General features: G+C 62.6%; 18 protein-coding genes. 5 read left to right on the top strand and 13 right to left on the bottom strand.

Annotation, left to right across the window (positions count from 1 at the left end; all coding sequences use genetic code 11):
* Window positions 1-4: 4 nt before the first annotated feature.
* The 11 genes from cheY to flhD all read right to left on the bottom strand — a co-directional run bounded on the left by cheY (window position 5) and on the right by flhD (window position 10,170).
* Window positions 5-394, bottom strand: coding sequence for a chemotaxis response regulator CheY (gene cheY / locus DVB37_RS10385; protein WP_006219033.1), 390 nt, complete (start codon window positions 392-394; stop codon window positions 5-7).
* Window positions 395-443: 49 nt separating this feature from the next.
* Window positions 444-1,502 (bottom strand): chemotaxis response regulator protein-glutamate methylesterase, encoded by a 1,059-nt coding sequence (locus DVB37_RS10380; RefSeq protein WP_120154987.1) that lies wholly within the window; start codon window positions 1,500-1,502, stop codon window positions 444-446.
* 20 nt (window positions 1,503-1,522) lie between these two features.
* Window positions 1,523-2,377: a CheR family methyltransferase gene (locus tag DVB37_RS10375; protein WP_046806440.1), complete on the bottom strand. Its 855-nt coding sequence runs from the start codon at window positions 2,375-2,377 to the stop codon at window positions 1,523-1,525.
* A gap of 8 nt (window positions 2,378-2,385) precedes the next feature.
* Window positions 2,386-4,089, bottom strand: coding sequence for a methyl-accepting chemotaxis protein (locus DVB37_RS10370; protein WP_120154985.1), 1,704 nt, complete (start codon window positions 4,087-4,089; stop codon window positions 2,386-2,388).
* 93 nt (window positions 4,090-4,182) lie between these two features.
* A complete protein-coding gene (gene cheW / locus DVB37_RS10365; RefSeq protein ID WP_006219029.1) occupies window positions 4,183-4,683 on the bottom strand; it encodes a chemotaxis protein CheW in 501 nt (166 codons plus the stop codon).
* A gap of 17 nt (window positions 4,684-4,700) precedes the next feature.
* Complete coding sequence (gene cheA, locus DVB37_RS10360) at window positions 4,701-6,818, bottom strand: chemotaxis protein CheA (protein ID WP_120154983.1); 2,118 nt, start codon at window positions 6,816-6,818, stop codon at window positions 4,701-4,703.
* Between the two features lie 30 nt (window positions 6,819-6,848).
* Complete coding sequence (locus tag DVB37_RS10355; protein WP_046806437.1) at window positions 6,849-7,229, bottom strand: response regulator; 381 nt, start codon at window positions 7,227-7,229, stop codon at window positions 6,849-6,851.
* A gap of 2 nt (window positions 7,230-7,231) precedes the next feature.
* A complete protein-coding gene (gene motB / locus DVB37_RS10350) occupies window positions 7,232-8,221 on the bottom strand; it encodes a flagellar motor protein MotB (protein WP_104144971.1) in 990 nt (329 codons plus the stop codon).
* An 11-nt stretch (window positions 8,222-8,232) separates the two neighbouring features.
* The gene (gene motA, locus DVB37_RS10345; protein ID WP_046806435.1) at window positions 8,233-9,102 is read right to left on the bottom strand and encodes a flagellar motor stator protein MotA; all 870 of its coding nucleotides are present in this window, start codon (window positions 9,100-9,102) and stop codon (window positions 8,233-8,235) included.
* Window positions 9,103-9,232: 130 nt separating this feature from the next.
* Window positions 9,233-9,814 (bottom strand): flagellar transcriptional regulator FlhC, encoded by a 582-nt coding sequence (gene flhC / locus DVB37_RS10340; protein WP_046806434.1) that lies wholly within the window; start codon window positions 9,812-9,814, stop codon window positions 9,233-9,235.
* Between the two features lie 32 nt (window positions 9,815-9,846).
* Window positions 9,847-10,170, bottom strand: a complete 324-nt coding sequence (flhD, locus tag DVB37_RS10335) for a flagellar transcriptional regulator FlhD (protein ID WP_046806433.1) — start codon at window positions 10,168-10,170, stop codon at window positions 9,847-9,849.
* A gap of 431 nt (window positions 10,171-10,601) precedes the next feature.
* Here flhD and DVB37_RS10330 point away from each other — a divergent pair, with 431 nt between their 5' ends.
* The 5 genes from DVB37_RS10330 to DVB37_RS10310 all read left to right on the top strand — a co-directional run bounded on the left by DVB37_RS10330 (window position 10,602) and on the right by DVB37_RS10310 (window position 16,746).
* Window positions 10,602-11,357, top strand: coding sequence for an RNA polymerase sigma factor FliA (locus DVB37_RS10330; RefSeq protein WP_046806432.1), 756 nt, complete (start codon window positions 10,602-10,604; stop codon window positions 11,355-11,357).
* 175 nt (window positions 11,358-11,532) lie between these two features.
* Window positions 11,533-13,137, top strand: a complete 1,605-nt coding sequence (locus DVB37_RS10325) for a methyltransferase regulatory domain-containing protein (protein WP_120154981.1) — start codon at window positions 11,533-11,535, stop codon at window positions 13,135-13,137.
* Between the two features lie 256 nt (window positions 13,138-13,393).
* Window positions 13,394-15,073, top strand: a complete 1,680-nt coding sequence (locus DVB37_RS10320) for a flagellin (RefSeq protein WP_120154979.1) — start codon at window positions 13,394-13,396, stop codon at window positions 15,071-15,073.
* A gap of 337 nt (window positions 15,074-15,410) precedes the next feature.
* On the top strand, window positions 15,411-16,292 hold the full coding sequence (locus DVB37_RS10315; protein WP_120154977.1) for a hypothetical protein: 882 nt from the start codon (window positions 15,411-15,413) through the stop codon (window positions 16,290-16,292).
* A 262-nt stretch (window positions 16,293-16,554) separates the two neighbouring features.
* Complete coding sequence (locus DVB37_RS10310) at window positions 16,555-16,746, top strand: putative motility protein (RefSeq protein WP_104144959.1); 192 nt, start codon at window positions 16,555-16,557, stop codon at window positions 16,744-16,746.
* 248 nt (window positions 16,747-16,994) lie between these two features.
* On the opposite strand, the gene lpdA is transcribed toward DVB37_RS10310, so the two are convergent.
* Both lpdA and aceF read right to left on the bottom strand, forming a co-directional pair.
* Window positions 16,995-18,782 (bottom strand): dihydrolipoyl dehydrogenase, encoded by a 1,788-nt coding sequence (gene lpdA, locus DVB37_RS10305; RefSeq protein WP_120154975.1) that lies wholly within the window; start codon window positions 18,780-18,782, stop codon window positions 16,995-16,997.
* A gap of 12 nt (window positions 18,783-18,794) precedes the next feature.
* A complete protein-coding gene (gene aceF / locus DVB37_RS10300; RefSeq protein WP_120154972.1) occupies window positions 18,795-20,477 on the bottom strand; it encodes a dihydrolipoyllysine-residue acetyltransferase in 1,683 nt (560 codons plus the stop codon).
* Window positions 20,478-20,488 lie beyond the last annotated feature (11 nt).

Below are 20,488 nucleotides of genomic sequence, written 5' to 3'. Positions count from 1 at the left end.
CACCTCAGCCCGCAATTTTCTCGAAGATCTTGGTGAGCTTTTCTTCCAGCGTTGCCGCGGTGAAAGGCTTGACCACGTAACCGTTGGCGCCGGCCTGGGCCGCCGCGACGATGTTTTCCTTTTTGGCTTCAGCCGTCACCATCAGCACCGGCAACGAAGCCAGCGATGCGTCGGCGCGGATCTGCTTGAGCATTTCCAGGCCGTCCAGGTTGGGCATGTTCCAGTCGGACACGACGAATTGGAAGCCGCCGTTACGCAGCTTTTCCAGACCGATCGCGCCGTCTTCGGCCTCGTCGACGTTCTCGAAACCCAGCTCTTTGAGCAGGTTGCGGATGATTCGTCGCATGGTGGGGAAGTCATCCACCACCAGAATCTTGATGCCCTTGTCTACCATCTTTCACTCCAGAAGAAATTTGCTTGAGATCGATCGGGGTGCAGTCGCGTCACACGCGGTGCCCACGGTCGCCCAGGCGAGTCAGAATGCGTTCGCTAATCGCCGACAGCGTCACCACTTCGTCGGCTGCGCCAATGGCAATGGCCTCGCGCGGCATGCCGAACACCACGCAGCTGGCTTCGTCTTGCGCGATGGTGTGCGCGCCCGCGCGGTGCATGGCCAGCATGCCCGCCGCGCCGTCCTTGCCCATGCCGGTCAGGATGACGCCGATGGCGTTCTTGCCCGCGGCCACGGCAGCGGAATTGAACAACACGTCCACCGACGGGCGGTGGCGGTTGACCGGTTCGCTGGCTTCCAGTTCGATCACATAGTTGGCGCCGCTACGGCCCAGGCGCATGTGCGTGTCGCCGCCCGGCGCCAGATACACGTGGCCCGGCAGCACGCGGTCGCCATGGACGGCTTCGCGCACCGTGACGGCGCACAGCGCATCCAGCCGCTGCGCGAACGAACGCGTGAAGCCGGCGGGCATGTGCTGCGTAATAAGAATGGCGGGGCTGTCCGGCGGCAAGGGTTGCAGCACTTCGCGGATGGCCTCGGTGCCGCCCGTGGAGGCACCCACAATCACCAGCTTTTCCGAGCTGGCCAGCGGCCGGCGCAACATCGGCGCGGGCGCTGCCGCCGCGGCGTGCGGCGTGGGCGCGCGCAGCTTGGCGCGCGAGGCGGCACGGATCTTGTCGGCGATGATCTCGGTGTATTCCAGCAGGCCGTCGCGAATGCCCAGCTTGGGCTTGGTCACGAAGTCGATGGCGCCCAGTTCCAGCGCGCGCAGCGTGATTTCACCGCCGCGCTCGGTCAGCGACGACACCATCACCACCGGCATCGGCCGCAGGCGCATCAGCTTTTCCAGGAAATCCAGCCCGTCCATGCGGGGCATTTCCACGTCCAGCGTCAGCACGTCGGGGTTGTGGCGCTTGATCAGGTCGCGCGCCACCAACGGGTCGGGCGCGGTCGCAACCACTTCCATGTCCGGCTGGCTGTTGATGATTTCGGTCATCAGCCCGCGCACCAGCGCGGAGTCGTCTACACACAAAACGCTTATTTTTTTCATTGTTTGCTGCCTCGACCCGTTCAGGCCTTACTCGCACATTCGTAGACGGTCTGCCCGCGCAGACGAAAATCACGGCTGATGTAGGTGAAGTTCTCGGAGTGCCCCGCAAACAGCAGGCCGCCCGGCTTGAGCAGCGGCGCAAAGCGCTCCAGGATCTTCGCCTGTGTCGGCTTGTCGAAATAAATCATGACGTTGCGGCAGAAAATCACGTCGAACTTTTCGTTGATCGGCCAGCTGGGCGCCAACAGGTTCAACGTTTCGTACCGCACCATGTCGGCAATCTCGGGGCGCACGCGGACCTGGCCGGCGTTGGCGCCACGACCCTTCAAAAAGAAGCGGCGCAGGCGCTCGTCTTCCATCTTGGCCACGCGTTCGGCCGGATACACGGCGGCGCGCGCGCGGTTCAGCACGTTGGTGTCGATGTCGGTGGCCAGCACCGTGGACGAGGCCGCGCGCGGGCCCAGGGCCTCGACCAGCGTCATCGCAATCGAATAAGGCTCTTCGCCCGTGGACGCCGCACAGCACCACACCGACACCGGGCCGCCGCGCTTTTGGGCGAAGTCGGCCAGAATGGGAAAGTGATGCGACTCGCGGAAAAACGCCGTCAGGTTGGTCGTCAGCGCATTGACGAATTCTTCCCACTCGTGCGCGTCGGGCTCGTTTTCCAGCTGGTCCAGATAGCTGCCGAAGTCGTGGCGGCCCAGCGCGCGCAAGCGTCGGGCCAGGCGGCTGTAGACCATTTCACGCTTGTGCGTGCCCAGCGAGATGCCCGCGCGCGCGTGGATCATCTTGCGGACGCGGGAAAAGTCCGCGTCACGAAAATCGAATTGGCGGTCCACCGAGATGGACGGCGCCTGGGTTGCCGCAGTTGCCACGCGATTCCTCAGTGCCCAAGCGCAAACGCGTCAGGCGCTTGCAAACGAGAGTCTTCATCGGACGGGCGCGCCGAAGACAGGCGATGCGCCGGTACTTCGATGACTTCGCCCGCATTGATCTTGAACACCGCCACGGCTTCCGCCAGGCGTTGGGCCTGCTCTTGCAGCGAGCCCGCCGCGGCGGCCGCTTCTTCCACCAGCGCCGCGTTCTGCTGCGTGACTTCATCCATCTGCGACACGGCGCGGTTGACCTGGTCGATGCCGCTGGATTGTTCTTCCGAGGCCGCCGAGATCTCGCCCATGATGTCCGTCACGCGCTTTACCGACGCGACGATTTCCTGCATGGTCGCACCCGCGCGTTCCACCTGCTGCGAACCGGCGCCCACCTTGCTGACCGAGTCTTCGATCAGGCCCTTGATTTCCTTGGCGGCCTGCGCGCTACGCTGGGCCAACGAGCGCACTTCGCCCGCCACCACCGCAAAGCCCTTGCCCTGCTCGCCCGCGCGCGCCGCTTCCACGGCGGCGTTCAGCGCCAGGATGTTGGTCTGGAAGGCGATGCCGTCGATCACGGAAACGATTTCGGAAATCTTGCGCGAGCTGGCCGAGATGTCGTGCATGGTGTTGACCACTTCCGACACCGCCGAACCGCCCCGCTCGGCCACGTCCGACGCACTGGCGGCAAGCTGATTGGCCTGGCGCGCGTTGTCGGCGTTTTGCTTGACGGTGGACGCCAGCTGTTCCATCGACGCGGCGGTTTCTTCCAGGGACGCCGCTTGCTGCTCAGTGCGGCTGGACAGGTCGGTATTGCCGGCCGCGATTTCATGCGAGCCCACGTTGATTTCGTCCACGCCCCGACGCACGGTCGACACCGTGCGCGTCAGGCTTTCCTGCATGCGCTTCAAGGCGGCAAACAGCTGGCCGATTTCATTGGTGTTGCGCACGTCCACGCGCGCGGTCAGGTCGCCGCCCGCGATGCGGTCAAAGTGATGGCCGGCCTCTTTCAGCGGCAGCAGCACGCGGCGGCGCAGGAACACGTAGGTGGCGAACACCAGCAGCGCGGCGATCACGCCACCCGCACCCACGGCGATCAACACAAATTGGTAACGCACCTGCGCCACTTCGTGCGCGTCCAGCATCTTGCTGGCGCGCCAGAAATCAAAACCTTCGACGGCGCGGGCAAAGCGCCCTTCCAGCGCGTCCTGCACCGTCTGCACCTGCTTCTGGTAGGCCGGCATGTCGGCCTTTTCCAGCGCGGCGACCAGCGGGGTCAAGCCCTGCTGCACCAGCGCGGCGTACGACGCTTCGATTTCTTTCAGCGATTCGGCGGCTTCCGCTGGTTGCGGCAGGCTCTTGTAATACTCGTATTCCGCCTGGCCCTTGTTCATGGACGCCTTGGCGCGTTCCAGCAAACCGGTGGCTTCCGCCGACAGGCCCGTCGTCAGCAAGGTGGCCTGGCCCACGCTGCCCACGATGTCGGCATAGTTGGCGGTGGCGGCGCGGCCCAGGCCGCTCATCGTGTCCTTGTAGCTGTACACGACGCGGCCCACCGCGTCGTCCAGTTCCTGCGCTTGCTTGATCTGGGCAAGGGTGCCATTGCTGATGCGCAGGGACAACACGCCCAGCGCCGCCCCGATCACCAACATGAATGAGAAGAACGCCAGCACCCACAACAGGCTGCTGCGTATCGTCATGTTCGCGAAAAACTTGCGCATCTCAAGAACCACCCTTTGACTGCAATCGTTAAAGGAAAGCGCCACATCGGATTGAATATGGCGCCTCTACCCCGCGTTCCGGCCGGATTCCGATCAGGAAGCGACCTTCTCCACCAGCGCCATTTCATCGCTGGTCATCATCTTTTCGATGTCGACCAGGATCAGCATGCGCTCGTCCACCGTGCCCAGACCGGTCAGGTATTCGGTGGACAAGGTGGCGCCGAATTCCGGCGCCGGACGAATCTGGCCGGCGTTCAACATCAGCACGTCGGACACGCCGTCAACCACGATGCCGACAACGCGGCGATCCAGGTTGAGGATGATGACGACGGTCTGCTCGTTGTAGTCGACGCGACCCAGGTTGAACTTGATGCGCAGGTCCACGATCGGGACGATGATGCCGCGCAGGTTCGTCACGCCCTTGATGAACGTGGGAACGTTGGCGATACGGGTCACCGTGTCGGCGTCGTAGCCGCGGATTTCCTGCACCTTCAGGATGTCGATGCCGTACTCTTCGTCGCCCAGCGTGAAGACGAGGAATTCGCTGCCGACATCTTCGTTGCGCGCGGATTGCGCTTGCGGTTTGGCTGCCATGATTTTTTATTGCTCCATCAATTCAGAATGGCTTCGGGCTGCGACCAACGCTCACGGTTGGCGCGCGCAAGCGCAAATACGTCGACAATCAGGGCCACGCTGCCATCACCCAGGATGGTGGCGGCCGAGATGCCAGGCACCTTGCGGTAGTTGGATTCCAGGTTCTTGACCACCACCTGGTGCTGGCCGATCAGGTGATCCACCAGCAGCGCAAAACGGCGGTCTTCGGCCTGCATGATGACCGCGATGGCTTGCGTGGGATCGGTCTGCGCCTGCGCAACCGAGAACACGCGGTGCATCTCGACCAGCGGCAGGTATTCGCCGCGCACATGCATCACGCGTTCGTTGCCCGCCACCGAGTAGATCTGGTCGTTGGTCGGTTGCAGCGATTCGGTAACGTGGTTCAGCGGCAGGATGAAGGTTTCTTCGCCCACCCGAACCGACATGCCGTCCAGAATGGCCAGCGTCAGCGGCAGCACGATGCGCGTGGTGGTGCCGTTGCCCGGCTCGCACGACAGCTGCACGTGGCCGCCCATGTCCTGGATGTTGCGGCGCACGACGTCCATGCCCACGCCGCGACCCGAGATGTCCGTGACCTTTTCCGCCGTGGAGAAACCCGGCGCGAAGATCAACTGCCAGATTTCATCGTCAGGCGAATTTTCGTTGACGGCCAAACCTTGCGCCATCGCCTTCTTCAGGATCTTTTCGCGGCTCAGGCCACCGCCGTCATCGCTGACTTCGATGACGATGTTGCCGCCGTTGTGTTGCGCGGACAGCACCAGTTGGCCAACCGGGTCCTTGCCGGCCGCGATACGCTTTTCGGGCGTTTCGATGCCGTGGTCCAGGCTGTTGCGCACCAAGTGCGTCAGCGGGTCGATGATGCGTTCGATCAGGCTCTTGTCCAGCTCGGTCGCGCGGCCGTAGGTCTGCAATTCGATCTGCTTGCCCATCTTGCCGGCGATATCGCGCACCAGACGCGGGAAGCGGCTGAACACGTAGTCCATCGGCATCATGCGGATCGACATCACCGCTTCCTGCAGGTCGCGGGCGTTGCGTTCCAGCTGTTCCATGCCGTTGAGCAGGCGGTCGTGAAGCACCGGGTCCAGCGTGGACGCGGTCTGTGCCAGCATGGCTTGCGTGATGACCAGCTCGCCCACCAGGTTGATGACCTGGTCGACTTTCTCAACGCCCACCCGAATCGACGTGGATTCCTTGTCGGCATGCGCGGGCGCAGCCGGACGCGAGGCGCGGGCGGCGGCTTGCGTGATGGCTTCGGCCGCGGCGGCGGTGTCGGCGACCGACGGCACGGGCTCGGCGGCGACGGGCGCCGGGGCGGCTGCCGGTGCCGCTGCCACGGGTTCAGCCACGGGCGTGGCGGCCTGGGCGGCGGGCGCGGCTTCGCGGGTGATGGACAACTGGTCGCCGTCAACGATGAAGCAGCACACCGCTTCGATATCGTCCGGCGTGCACGTGCTGTCCATCCACACGGTCAAGGCGCCGTTGGCACGTTCGCTGGCGCGCACGTTGCCCAGGTTGCCCATTTCTTCGAGCAGCGACGCGGCGTCCTTGTCGGACACCTTGGTGATCCTGACCTTGAGCGGCAAGTCGCCGGCGTCAGCCGCCGGCGTCTGTACGGGTTCGGGCGCGGGGGCCGGCGCAGCGGCGACAGGCGCGGGCGCAGGGGCCACGACGGGCGCGGGGGCCGCCGGCGCGGCCACGGCCGCGGCGGGGTCCTTATGCTCCAGCGCCAACTGCCTCAATACGGCGCAGATACGCTCAAACACGGCTTCATCGGGCTCTTCGGAGGCCCGGTAGGCATCCAGTTGGCTTTTGAGCACGTCTTTCGTTTCCAAGAAGATATCAATCATGTCCGTGCGCAGCGCCATTTCGCCGCGACGGATTGCGTCAAGAAGGTTTTCAAGCAGGTGGGTGGTGCCCGCCAGCTGCGTAAAACAGCCGAATGTCGCCGCGCCGCCCTTGATCGAGTGCGCCGCGCGGAAGATGGCATTGAGCTGTTCAATGTCGGGAGACCCTACGTCGAGCTCCAGCAGCAGCTGCTCCATCTGCGCGAGCAGCTCATCCGCCTCGTCGAAAAAGGTCTCGTAAAACTGACTGAGGTCCAAACCAGAACTCATGACCCGTACGCCTTCATAAATGAACCTGCTTTACGCGCCGGCCTGCTCATCGAGCAGCTCGGTCGCCAATTCCACCAGCACATCGGGGTCGACCGGCTTGGACAGCCAGCCACAAACGCCCAGATCCCGAGCGGCCATCTTGCTACCCACATCGTCTTCGGTGGTCAGCACCAGCACCGGCACATCCAGGTACTGGTCCAGCTCACGCAGGCCTTGAATCAATTCAAGCCCGCCCTTGACGGGCATATTCCAGTCGCTGACCACGAGGTCCACCGGATGGCTCTTGGCCACCTCCAGCGCTTCCTGGCCGTTGCCGGCCGTCAACACTTTCCACCCCGCGCCCGTCAACGTCGCCTGGACGATCATCCGCATCGTCGCCGAGTCGTCCGCCACCAGAATCGTTGCCGCCATTGCTATCGAACCCCCTGAACCGGCGGCGCGTTCGCCGCTTCGCCTTGATTGGTTGCCGTCGCGGCCTGGGCGGCGGCTTGCACCGCCTCCACGGCCGTCCCCACCTCGCGAGCATCTTTGGCGCTTACGTCCGCGGCTGCGGCGTTCTCGTTTTCGATGCGCTTCTGGGTGTTCATATTGAGCACCACGAGGCTGATACGTCTATTAACGGCTGCATACGGATCATCTTTAACCAGACTCATGCTGGAAGACAGACCCTGGATGCGCATGACCTTGCTTTCGTTCATGCCGCCGGCCACCAATTCCTGACGCGAGGCATTGGCGCGGTCCGCCGACAATTCCCAGTTGCTATAGGCGCGCTCACCGCGCGCGTACTGCGAGGCGTCGGTGTGGCCCGAGATACTGACGCGGTTGGGCAGCTCGTTCAGCACCGGCCCCAGTTCGCGCAGGATGTCGCGCATGTACGGCTGCACTTCGGCGCGGCCGGTGGCGAACATCGGGCGGTTCTGGTTGTCGATGATCTGGATGCGCAGGCCCTCGGTCGTCAGGTCGATCAGCAGCTGCGGCCTGAAGCTTTTCAGGACGGGGCTGGTCTCGATGACGTTTTCAAGGCGGCGCTTCAGGTTTTCCAGGCGGTGCTGTTCGCGCCGTTCGGCGTCGCCCATGGGTTGCGATTCGACCCGGTTGCCCTGCCCTTTGCGCACATCGCCCTCGCTGCGCAAGGGGTCGCGGCCGCCGCCGGGCACGGCGCTGGTCTCGGCCGAGCTGCTGGGCCCGCCCGTGATCGCCACGCGCAGCGGCATGCGGAAGTATTCCGCGATGCCCTTGAGCTCTTCGCGCGGCACGATGCTGATCAGCCACATCACCAGGAAGAACGCCATCATCGCCGTGATGAAGTCGGCGTAGGCGATTTTCCAGCTGCCGCCATGATGCCCGCCGCCCTTGACCTTCTTGCGGCGGATCACCACACGGTGGTTGTTTACGGTGCTCATCGCCCGCTCCGTCAGGCCTTGCCGGTCGACTTGGTTTGCCGGACGTGCTCTTCCAGCTCACCAAAGGTCGGACGCACGGACGAGAACAGCACCTTGCGGCCAAATTCCACCGCCAGCTGCGGCGGGTAGCCGTTCATGCTGGCCAGCAGCGTGGTCTTGATGCATTCCAGCACTTTCATGGCCTCGTCATTGCGGCGCTCGACCCGCGAAGCCAGCGGCCCCACGAAACCGTACGCCAGCAAGATGCCCAGGAACGTGCCCACCATGGCCTTGGAGATCAGGTCGCCCAGGATGGCGGGCGGCTGGTCCACGGCGGCCAGCGCCTTGATCACGCCCAGCACCGCGGCCACGATACCGAAGGCCGGCAGGCCGTCAGCCATCTGTTGCAGCGCGTGCGCGGGCACTTCGCGTTCATGGCGATAGGTCTCGATTTCCTCGTCCATGAGCGTCTCGATTTCAAACGAGCTCATGTTGCCGCTGATCATGATGCGCAGGTAGTCCGTAATGAACTCCATGAGCTTCGCGTCTTTGGCAATGCGCGGATATTCGCTGAAGATCGGGCTGGAAGCCGGGTCCTCAATATGCGATTCGATGGCCATCAGGCCTTCACGGCGCGCTTTATTCAACAACACGTACAGCAGAGCCATCAGCTCCATGTACACGTCCTTGCTGTAGCGCGAGCTTTTAAGCGCGTCGGGCAGCGCCTTCTTGACCAGCATCAGCGATTTTTTGCTGTTGCCGGCAAGAAAAGCCCCAAAGGCCGCACCAAAAATCAGTGTCAGCTCGAAGGGCTGGTAAAGCGCGCCCAAATGGCCGCCCAGCGCTATAAAGCTGCCGACGACCGACACGATCACCACGAGAAAACCGATAACAATCAACACATCAGGCCCCTGCCAACGAAGTCTAAAACTGGCGTCAATGATCCCCTGTTCCCCCCGACCCAAAAAGGCGGGTTACGGGGAGTTTTCCAGGGCTTTTGATGTATTTGGACGCGCGCCTGGCGCGTCCGGGTCACGGACGGGCAGCGCCGAGCGCGGGCACCGGACGGGTGCCGGCACGGGCTTTGGCGGCCGCGCGCGTCTTGCCGGCGCGAGGAGGCGGGCGGCAGATCGCGCACACGAAATCCGAGTGCGGATCGTGGGCATGGGCGATGAAATGGCCGCCACATTGGCGGCAGGCGGACAGCTGGAGCATGCCGCTGTCAAAGAAGCGCACAAGCATCCAGGCACGGGTGAAGCTCAACACCGGTTCCGAGCTTTCGGCCGTGTCCAGGCCGGCGTTTTCCAGATAAAGGCGGTAGGCGTCGATGATGGCGCGAATGCCTTTGCTGCTGGTGCGCGCGTTCAAGAACGAATAAACGTTGTAGAACAGCGACGAGTGAATATTCGGCAGCCAGGTCATGAACCAGTCCACCGAGAACGGCAGCATGCCCTTGGGTGGCGAGCAGCCGCGGATTTCGCGGTACAAGCGTGCCAGGCGGTCGTGGCTGAGGCTGGTTTCAGCCTCCAGAACCTGAAGCCGCGCTCCCAGGGTAATCATGGAGCTGGCAAGCAGGATGTCGTCCGCTTCCTGAGATACGCTTTTGGAGGCCATTACACGAGTCCGAGTGGGTGTTGGAGCGGCCGTCAGGCCAGTTCTTCTACAGGTTGCTTGGCCAGCAAGATTGTTGCGTGAGCTTGTTGCAGCGCGCCGCCCAGAACATCATGGGTCAGGGCCGACAACAGGCTGTAGTCATCAAAGCGGAAACGGCACAGCAGCGAGCTCGAGCTGGCCAGCTTGACCAGTTGCGCCGGCGACAGGCGCATCAGGATGTCAGCGACTTCGTTGCTGAATCCCAAACGAAACATGGATGCTGCAAAGTCATCACGCAACATACGTTGCGCAAGTAACAGGTATGACAGATTCACTTCGCGAATGTCTGCCAGCAAAGAATTTTCGACTTGTTGCACGCCCTACTCCCTATCCCAATCCCACCCACGGGGGCTCGATAACCAAAAGCACCGGTGTCTTAGTGACACCTGATTGCTGCTGCATCCTGTTTTAATGCGAAATGTATCATTTGTTCGCAATTTAAGTAAAATTTACCACAGGTGATGTCATTTTCTATGACTTATATGACAAATCTTTGTTGATATTGCGCAACCTGTGAGTTTCGATACACATTGACATAGAAACTCGTGACGAATTTACGTCAATTTGGCAAATAAGCATTCAAAACGTTGCGTACTTCCAGGAATGAAATGTTGTGCAGTGCCGACAATGTCACCTTGCCGATCACTAAATCCTGGTCGCTTTAGCGCAGCCGCGCGTTTGTCGACAATGTCGCAAATTGACAACGTCTGACGATGCGTCACGATGGACACCGCCTGACATTCCCGCAATGCCCCACGCAGATGACAGCTTGGTCGAATATGCCCCGCTAGTGCGGAAGCTGGCCCTGCAATTGCTCGCACGGCTACCCGCTAGTGTGGAGCTCGACGACCTGATACAGGCCGGCATGATCGGCCTGCTTGACGCCGTAAGGCGCTATCAGGAAACGGCAGACGCCCAATTCGAGACCTACGCCACGACCCGTATTCGTGGCGCGATGCTGGACGAGCTTCGCGGCCAGGACTGGCTGCCCCGCAGCGTCCGCACCAAGGCGCGCAAGATCGAGCAAGCTATCCAGCAGCTTGAGCAGCGCCTGATGCGCGCGCCTTCCGAAGCCGAGATCGCCGCCCAGCTTGAAATGCCGATCGGCGAATACCAGTCGCTGCTGCACGACGCCCAAGGCGTGCAGATCGTGCATTACGAAGACTTCACCACCGAACCCGATTCCGCCTCCGGCCAATCCGACTGGACCGCCACGCTGAACCACGGCTCGGCCGGTGGGAACCCGCTGGATGCGTTACTGGCTGGTGATTTCCGTCAGGCGCTGGTGCAGGCGATTGATGCGCTACCTGATCGGGAGAAGTTGTTGCTGTCGCTGTGTTACGAGCAGGGGCTGAATCTGAAAGAGATCGGCGCCATCATGAATGTGACCGAGGCACGGGTGTGCCAGTTACGGTCGCAGGCCACGGCGCGGATCCGGGCGAAGCTGAAAGAGATGGCTTGGCAGGACCTGCCGCTGGAAGGGCAGATCGCGCAGATTATTTGATGGGCTCCGTAACGCAGTCGGCACTCGCCCCTGCGCTGCGGAAACCCCTGCAATTCTGGCGCTATTCGGCGCATTTGCGGTAGCGGCCCGCTGCTAGGCTATCGCCATCATTCACCTAGTTACCCGCAGGCCAGGCTACCCGCCGGCACAGCCTCTTTTCGCCCTGGAACCCGTTATGAATCATTCCGATGACCTCGTGCAGGCGCTTTCCGACGCCTATGACGAAACGCCTTACGAATCCTATGCTTTTCCGCTTACGGCGCCCGGCCACCTGCGTGCCGTGGCGGCGTTGTACGGCCTGAATGCGCCGGCGGTAGAGAACGCGCGCGTCCTGGAGCTGGGGTGTGCGGCGGGCGGCAACCTCTTGCCGTTTGCCGCGGCGCATCCGGGTGCGCACGCCACGGGCGTCGACCTGTCGGCGCAACAGATCGAGTCGGGCCAAGCGGTTATCAAGGCCATGGGGTTGAAGAACATCGACCTGCGCGCCATGAGCATTACCGACATCGACAAGGATTTCGGTCAGTTCGACTACATCATCGTGCACGGCGTATTCAGCTGGGTACCGCCCGTTGTGCGCGATGCCATCCTGCGCGTATGCCGTGAAAACCTGGCTCCCGATGGCATCGCCTACGTTAGCTACAACACCTACCCCGGCTGGAAAGCGTCCGACGTCGTGCGCGACGCGATGATCCTTAACAGCTTTGGTGCTGAAACGCCGCAGGATCGCCTGGTGCGCGCGAAGGACATGCTGAGCATGTTGGAAAATGGGCTGTCGAACACCAACCCGTTGCGCTCGGCGCTACAACACGCGTCGCGCCAATTGCGCAGGCATTCCGACTATTACCTGGTGCACGAGTATCTTGAGGCAGTGAATTCGCCCTGCTATTTCCTGGAATTTGCAGCGGCCGCACAACAAGCGGGCCTGGCTTATCTGACTGACGCCGAGCCGCAATCGTGCATGGCCAGCAATTTCGGCGACAACGTTGCCGTCATGCATAACGCGTTGGCAGCCGATGCCTCAAGGGAGATGCGCGAGCAGTATCTGGACTTCGCCGTAGGCCGCCAGTTCCGCAAGAGCCTGCTGATTCATGAGGAGCGCGCGCAGCAGATCCTGGAAACGCCCGAAGTCAACGTGTTTGAAAAAATGCACTTTGGCGCGCGTCTGACATCGTCCGCCGCTCCGGCCGGGGCTCCGTCCAAAGAACGTCACTACCGGACCGCGCGCGGCCGAGGCATCGCCAGCAGCGATCCCACCTTTGTCGCGGTCGCGGAAGCGCTGCGCCAGGCCTGGCCGCACGCACTCAGCTTTGCGGAACTGCTGGACGCGGCCCGCGCAAAAGCCAAGAAGTCGACCACGCCGGATGAGTTGACGATTGCGGTCCTGACCCACCTGGTCGTGTTCCTTAATGCAAACGCGCTGGAATACCGCCATGAACCGCTGGGCTATGTTGCGGATGCCGCGAAACCGCAGTGGATTCCCGGGCTTGCTGCCTTGAGCCGGCTGGCCGAGCAAGACGCCCTGCCCTTAGGCACCTATAACCTGTGGCATCAACATGTGCTGTTTCCGTCGGATGACATCGGCAAGTTCGTGATTCGCCACATCGACGGCCAGACCCCGGTGGCGGACCTGCGCACCAAGCTGCGTGATGCATTGGCCAGCGGAGACGTTGCACATCCTTCCGGCAAGTCGCTCAAGCGCGTGCGCAATCTGGACTCCATCGCCCAAACGCTGGTGGCCGAGGCCATGAGCAAGCTGCGCGCGAACGGCCTGTTGATTTAAAGCCTGCCTTGTTACAGGTGACGTGGCCACGGTTGGCCCTTAATTATTGGCCCGTCACCCCCCCTGTTTAGCGAGTAACCGAGTTTCCCAAGAGCAAAAATTTACGGATATCGAAAAAATGCCCTAAAGAATGTTTGGGCCCTGTCGTTATCCTGGCAACGGAAGAGTTTCAGCAACATCGTCGATACCTTCTCGTTACGTTTGGGCGGCCTAGCTGCCCGGTTTGAAGAAGCCTTTCTCTCTTGGGAGCCTAAACATGGCTGCAGTTATCAACACCAACTACTTGTCGCTCGTTGCTCAGAACAACCTGAACAAGTCGCAATCTTCCCTCGGTACCGCCATCGAACGCCTGTCGTCGGGCCTGCGCATCAACAGCGCCAAGGACGACGCCGCCGGTATGGCCATTGCCAACCGCTTCACCGCGAACGTCAAGGGCCTGACCCAAGCCGCTCGTAACGCCAACGACGGTATCTCGCTGGCTCAGACGACGGAAGGCGCTGCCTCCGAAATCAACACCCACCTGCAACGTGTTCGCGAACTGGCCGTGCAAGCCGGTAACAGCAGCTACTCGCAAGAACAGCTGAACTCGATGCAAGACGAAATTAACCAACGTCTGTCGGACATCGACCGCATCTCGCAACAAACCGACTTCAACGGCGTGAAGGTTCTGTCGGATTCGGCCAAGCCCCTGACGCTGCAAGTTGGCGCCAACGACGGCGAAACCATCACCCTGAACCTGTCGGAAATCAGCGTCAAGACGCTGGGTCTGGACGGCTTCAACGTGAACGGCAAGGGCGTGACCCAAAACCGTTCGGCTACCGTTACCGACGTGATCGCCCAAGGCGGCGCCCTGCAAGGCGACGGTTCCTACAAGGTCACCACGACGTTCCAAGCTGCTTCGGCCGAATCCGTGCTGGGCAAGCTGAGCGATGGCAACACGGTCGCAGTGGGCGGCGGTGCCACCTACACGTACGACGCTGCCAAGGGCAACTTCACGTTCACGAAGACGGTTGACACGACCGTTGCCGCTGACGTTACCGCCTTGGCCAACAAGATCAAGCCGACCAGCGGCACGGTGTCGGGCAGCTACGAAATCACGACGGGCAAGACCGCCACGTTCGACGTTGACGCCGCAGGCAAGATCACCATCGGCGGCAACGCTGCCTTCTTGAACGCTGATGGCGAACTGACCACCAACGACAAGAGCGGTGCTCTGACCCAAGCCACGCTGGACGACGTCCTGACCTCGGTCGGCACGGAAGCCAACAGCTCGGTCACCATCGGTGGCACGAAGTACAGCAACAGCAACACTGGCGAGCTGTCGTACACCGCCGTCGCTTCGACCGCTGACGTCCTCAGCGCCCTGGGCTCCTCGACCGCCGCGTCGACCGTGACCATGGGCTCGGGCATCACGTCCGCCTCGGTGACCTTCGCTACCGCCACGACCGACTCCGACAACACGTGGACCGACAACAAGGGCGAACTGACCAAGGTCCAAACGTACGACACGTCGTACAAGATCAACGCCGACACCGGCGAAGTGACCGTGGTTGGCGACAACAGCGCCACCGCCAAGGAATACGCCTCGGCTGCTGGCGCCAAGGTCCTGGTGGGTTCGGACGGCAAGCTGACGACCTCGACGACCTCGGCTGGCGACAAGACCACCGATCCGCTGAAGACGCTGGACGCTGCCTTCACGAAGCTGGACAAGCTGACCGGTGAACTGGGTGCCGTGCAGAACCGTCTGGAATCGACGATCTCGAACCTGAACAACGTGGTCAACAACCTGTCCAACGCTCGTTCGCGTATTCAAGACGCCGACTACGCCACGGAAGTGTCGAACATGTCCAAGGCTCAGATCCTGCAACAGGCTGGTACCTCGGTTCTGGCGCAAGCCAACCAAGTGCCGCAAACCGTTCTGTCGCTGCTGCGTTAATCAACCAGCAACGCCTGACGGAAGGATCGGTGATACCGCAAGGTTGAAACCGATCCACCCTGGCACTAGATCGCAGAAAAGCCGGCGCAAGCCGGCTTTTCTGCTTTTTGCTTTTGGGACCGTAGTCGGCAACATCCTCGATAGGCCCAGACGTCCCACGTGCGTTGTCATTGCCCAGTTTGCACTGCCCGTGATCGGAATATGCGTCGCAATCTCCGGCGCGCGATCAACCAAATATAGAAGGCCGCTTTTTGCCGCCTGCTCGCTTTTTTGAAACGCGTTGCGCACCCTCATAATTTGCCACCGCACCGCCTTTGTATCTATATTTTGCAGCCCCATGACCGCCACGCCTCCCGATCCCTTCGCTACGCAGCATGACAGCACCACGGATCCTGATGCCACGGCGCCCGTGGATGCGCAGACGCGGCGTCTGCGGGAAGAGAATCGCGCGTTGCGGGAATTGCTGGCGGCCCAGGTGCAGGCCGCGATGCCGCAGCCTCAGCCTAGTTGCCTGCGGCGTATCGGCTGGGCGCTGATCTCGGCGCCCGGCGCTGCGCTGGTGGGTTGGCGCGCCCTGTTGGGGCGGGATGAAGGCCAGCCGATGACGGGTCGGCGTGTGGGTTCCGCCACGTTGACCGTGCTGTACACGCTGGCAATCTATGGCGCCTTGGTGCTGCTGGTGGTGTCGTGGAATGCGCCTAACAACGGGATCACGGGCGCCAGGTCGGCCAGCCCGGTACGCGTGCCGTTGGCGCCGCTGCCGGCACTGCCCACGGAAGAAGCGCCCAGCGAATGGGAGACGACGAAGCCCGAGGCGGGCGTGTCCGTGGATGCGCCACAGACGGCTGCGCCAGCGCAATCAGCGCCGGCGGCAAGCGCCCCCGTGCCCTCCGCTACCAGCCCTGATGCCGCGTCCGATGCTGACGCTTCTGCGGCCTCTGGTGCCCCAGCTGCTGCCGGCACTTCTGATGCTGCTGGCGCTGCTAACGCCGCCGCTCCCGCAACTGCCGCCCCTAGCGCTCCGCGATCAATGCTGCGCATCACCGAAATTCCTGCCCGGAACCCGATGGCGTGGGTGGACGCACTGGACCGAGAACTGGCGCGTTGCGCCGAGCTTGGGTTTTTTGAACGTCCGGAATGCGCGTGGGCGGCTCGCAAGCAATACTGCGAACCGAACCATGGCTGGGGCGCGGTGAAGGAATGTCCGGCGCAGCCTTAAGGCCGCACACCGTACCGCAGCGATGTTGTCTTGCCCGATGCAGCGTCCAGCACCGTCCCTGTCACATCCCAGCCACGTAAAACACCCACAATCTTTTGCACAAGAACCGCAAACCTGCGCAATAATGCGACATGTTTGAAGTAGGTTAGCTAATCGAGCCAAGCCGATCGACCCCAGCTTATCGACCCAAGCGATCGACCCAAGCTTATCGACCCAGCCGTATCGCCTGCCGCAAGCACTCTTCCACAAGGACACAAAGACCATGGATTCCATCAGCAGCACCGTCAACGCCGCACTGGCTTTGCAAGACGTGAACCTATCGCAGGAAATCCAGGCCCGCGTGCTGAAGAAGGCGCTGAACGCGCAAGCCGATACCGCGCTGACGCTGATGCAGTCGGTGGCCCCGATGGCCGTTGACGCCACGCTGGGTTCGCGCATCAATACGCACGCCTGATATCGCACGCCTGATATCACACGTCGGATATCGCAAGCCTGATATGTCCCGGCTGATATCCCACCCCTGATATCCACCCCTGCCCCGGACGCCGGACGCCACGCGGCGGCATCCCAAAAAAATAGCGCTGGTCCTTTTACAAGGCCAGCGCTTTTTGCATTGCGGCGTCATCGCGTGCGACGACGTATGCGGCGATGTATGCGGCGACGTGTGCAACGACAACCGTCGCAACACGCTACCCCCACACACTACTTCTTCTTCATCGGCGGCAAGTCCGTGCAGACGCCTTCCGCCACTTCCGCCGCCATGCCCACCGACTCACCCAGCGTCGGGTGCGGGTGGATGGTCTTGGCGATGTCGACGACGTCGGCGCCCATTTCCACGGCCAGGGCCAGTTCGCTGATCAGGTCGCCGGCGTGGGTGCCCACGATGCTGCCGCCCAGGATGCGATGCGTTTCCGCGTCGAAAATCAGCTTGGTGAAGCCTTCGTCGCGGCCGTTGGCGATGGCGCGGCCGGAGGCGGCCCACGGGAACACGCCCTTCTCGATCTTGATGCCTTGCTTCTTGGCTTCGTCTTCGGTCAGGCCCACCCATGCCACTTCCGGATCGGTGTAGGCCACCGACGGAATGACGCGCGCGTCAAAGAACGACTTCTGGCCGGCGGCGGCTTCCGCTGCCACGTGGCCTTCGTGCACGGCCTTGTGCGCCAGCATCGGCTGGCCGACGATGTCGCCAATGGCGTAGATGTGCGGCACGTTGGTGCGCATCTGGCGATCGACCTCGATGAAACCGCGGTCGGTCACGGCAATGCCCGCCTTGTCGGCGCCGATCTTCTTGCCGTTGGGGCTGCGGCCCACGGCTTGCAGAACCAGGTCGTAGCGTTGCGGTTCCTTGGGCGCGCCCTCGCCTTCGAACGTGACGTAGATGCCGTCTTTCTTGGCTTCGGCGCCCACGGTCTTCGTCTTCAACATGATGTTGTCGAAGCGATAGGCGTTCTTCTTCTGCCAGACCTTGACCAGGTCGCGGTCAGCGCCTTGCATCAGGCCGTCCAGCATTTCCACGACGTCCAGGCGGGCGCCCAGCGTGGAATACACCGTGCCCATTTCCAGGCCGATGATGCCGCCGCCCACGATCAGCATCTTCTTGGGTACTTCACGCAGCAGCAGCGCGCCGGTGGAGTCGACGACGCGGTCGTCCTTGGGCATGAAGGGCAGCTTCACCGACTGGCTGCCGGCGGCGATGATGGCTTGCTTGAAGCGCAGCGTCTGGCTCTTGCCGTCGGCCGACGTCACGGTCAGGTGGTTGGCATCGGCGAATTCGCCCACGCCCGTCACCACGGTGACCTTGCGAGCCTTGGCCATGCCGGCCAGGCCGCCGGTCAGCTTGGCGACCACGCTGTCCTTGTAGCCGCGCAGCTTGTCCAGGTCGATCTTGGGCTCGCCGAAGCTGATGCCGTGGGCAGCCAGCTCGCGGGCTTCGTCGATGACGGCAGCGTTGTGCAAGAGCGCCTTGGACGGGATGCAGCCCACGTTCAGGCAGACGCCGCCCAGCGTGGCGTAGCGCTCGACCAGGACCACGGACAGGCCGAGGTCGGCGGCGCGGAAGGCGGCGGAATAGCCGCCGGGGCCCGCGCCCAGCACCAGCATGTCGTATTCACCGTCGGCTGAACCCTTGAAGGTGGCTGCCGTCGGCGCAGGCGTCGCGGACTTCGGGGCTGGCGCCGCAGCAGCCGCAGCTTGCTTGGGTGCCTCAGCGGCCTTGGGTGCTTCCTTGGCGGCCGGCGCGGCGGCGGCATCCGCCGCCTCCACTTCCAGCACGACCGCGCCTTCGGCAACCTTGTCGCCCACCTTGACCGCAATGGATTTCACCACGCCGCCTTGCGACGCGGGGATTTCCATCGACGCCTTGTCCGACTCAACGGTGATCAGGCTTTGTTCGGCCTTGATCGTGTCGCCCACGGCGACCAGCACTTCGATGACTTCCACTTCCTTGAAGTCGCCGATGTCCGGCACTTTGATTTGAACGGTATTGCTCATAGGGCTCCCCGTTTACAGCGCGATGCGGCGGAAGTCGGCCAGCAAGGCGCCCAGATAGGCGTTGAAGCGGGCAGCGGAGGCGCCGTCGATGACGCGGTGGTCGTACGACAGCGACAGCGGCACCATCAGGCGCGGCACGAACTGCTTGCCGTCCCAGACGGGCTTGTGCGCCGAACGCGACACACCCAGGATGGCCACTTCGGGCGCGTTGATGATCGGCGTGAACGACGTGCCGCCGATACCGCCCAAGGACGAAATCGAGAAGCAGCCGCCCTGCATTTCAGCGGGCGAGATCTTGCCGTCGCGCGCCTTCTTGGACAGGTCCGTCATTTCTTGCGCGATCTGCAAGATGCCCTTCTTGTCGGCGTCGCGAATCACCGGCACGACCAGCCCGTTGGGCGTGTCGGCGGCGAAACCGATGTGGTAGTACTGCTTGAGCACCAGGTTGTCGCCATCCAGCGACGCGTTGAACTCGGGGAATTTCTTCAAGGCGGCGACCACGGCCTTGATCAGGAAGGCCAGCATCGTGACCTTGATGCCCGACTTCTCGTTTTCCTTGTTCAGCGTGACGCGCAGCGCTTCCAGGTCGGTGATGTCCGCTTCGTCGTTGTTGGTGACGTGCGGGATCATGACCCAGTTGCGGTGCAGGTTCGCGCCGGAAATCTTCTTGATGCGCGACAGCGGCTTGGCTTCGATCGGGCCGAACTTGGTGAAGTCGACCTTGGGCCACGGCAACAGGCCCAGCGCAGCGCCATCGGCCGAACCGCCGGCTGCGGCAGCCGGTGCAGCGGCCAGCGCCTGCTTGACGAAACCGCGCACGTCGTCGGCGGTAATGCGTTCCTTGGGACCCGAACCCTTGACCTTGCTGAGGTTTACGCCCAGCTCGCGCGCGAACTTGCGCACGGACGGGGACGCGTGGGGCAGTTGGCCGGGCTTCAGGTTGGGGTCTTCCAGCGCGGCGGCGGGTGCCGGGCGCGAAGCAGGAGCAGCAGCAGGCGCTTCAGCCTTGGATTCTGCTTTCGCTTCGGTCTTAGCTTCGGCCTTGGCTTCCGGCTTGGCGTCGGACGTGGCAGCAGGGGCAGCGCCGGCGTCGCCTTCAACGACGACCACCACCGAACCCTTGGCCACCTTGTCGCCAACCTTGACCTTCACTTCCTTGACCACGCCGCCTTGCGAGGCCGGAATCTCCATCGAGGCCTTGTCGGACTCCACGGTGATCAGGCTTTGCTCGGCCTTGATGGTGTCGCCCACGGCGACCATCACTTCGATGACTTCCACTTCCTTGAAGTCGCCGATGTCCGGCACTTCGATATTGACCGGGCCGCTGGCAGCGGCAGGCGCGGCGGCTTGCGCCTTGGCGGCGGGGGCAGCGGCAGCAGCCTGCTTCGGCGCTTCCTTGGCAGCGGCCTTGGGGGCCTCTTCCTTGGCGGCCGGGGCGGCGCCCGAGCCTTCGGCTTCGGCTTCCACTTCCAGCACGACCGCGCCTTCGGCAACCTTGTCGCCCACCTTCACAGAGATGGACTTCACCACGCCGCCTTGCGACGCGGGAATTTCCATCGACGCCTTGTCGGACTCGACGGTGATCAGGCTTTGTTCGGCCTTGATCGTGTCGCCCACCGCCACCAACACCTCAATGACTTCCACTTCCTTGAAGTCGCCGATATCGGGAACCTTGATTTGCACGATGTTGCTCATGTCTCTTTACC

The organism is Achromobacter sp. B7 (genome assembly GCF_003600685.1).
Lineage (GTDB): Bacteria > Pseudomonadota > Gammaproteobacteria > Burkholderiales > Burkholderiaceae_B > Achromobacter > Achromobacter spanius_B.
This window is presented reverse-complemented; position numbering and strand designations above follow the sequence as displayed.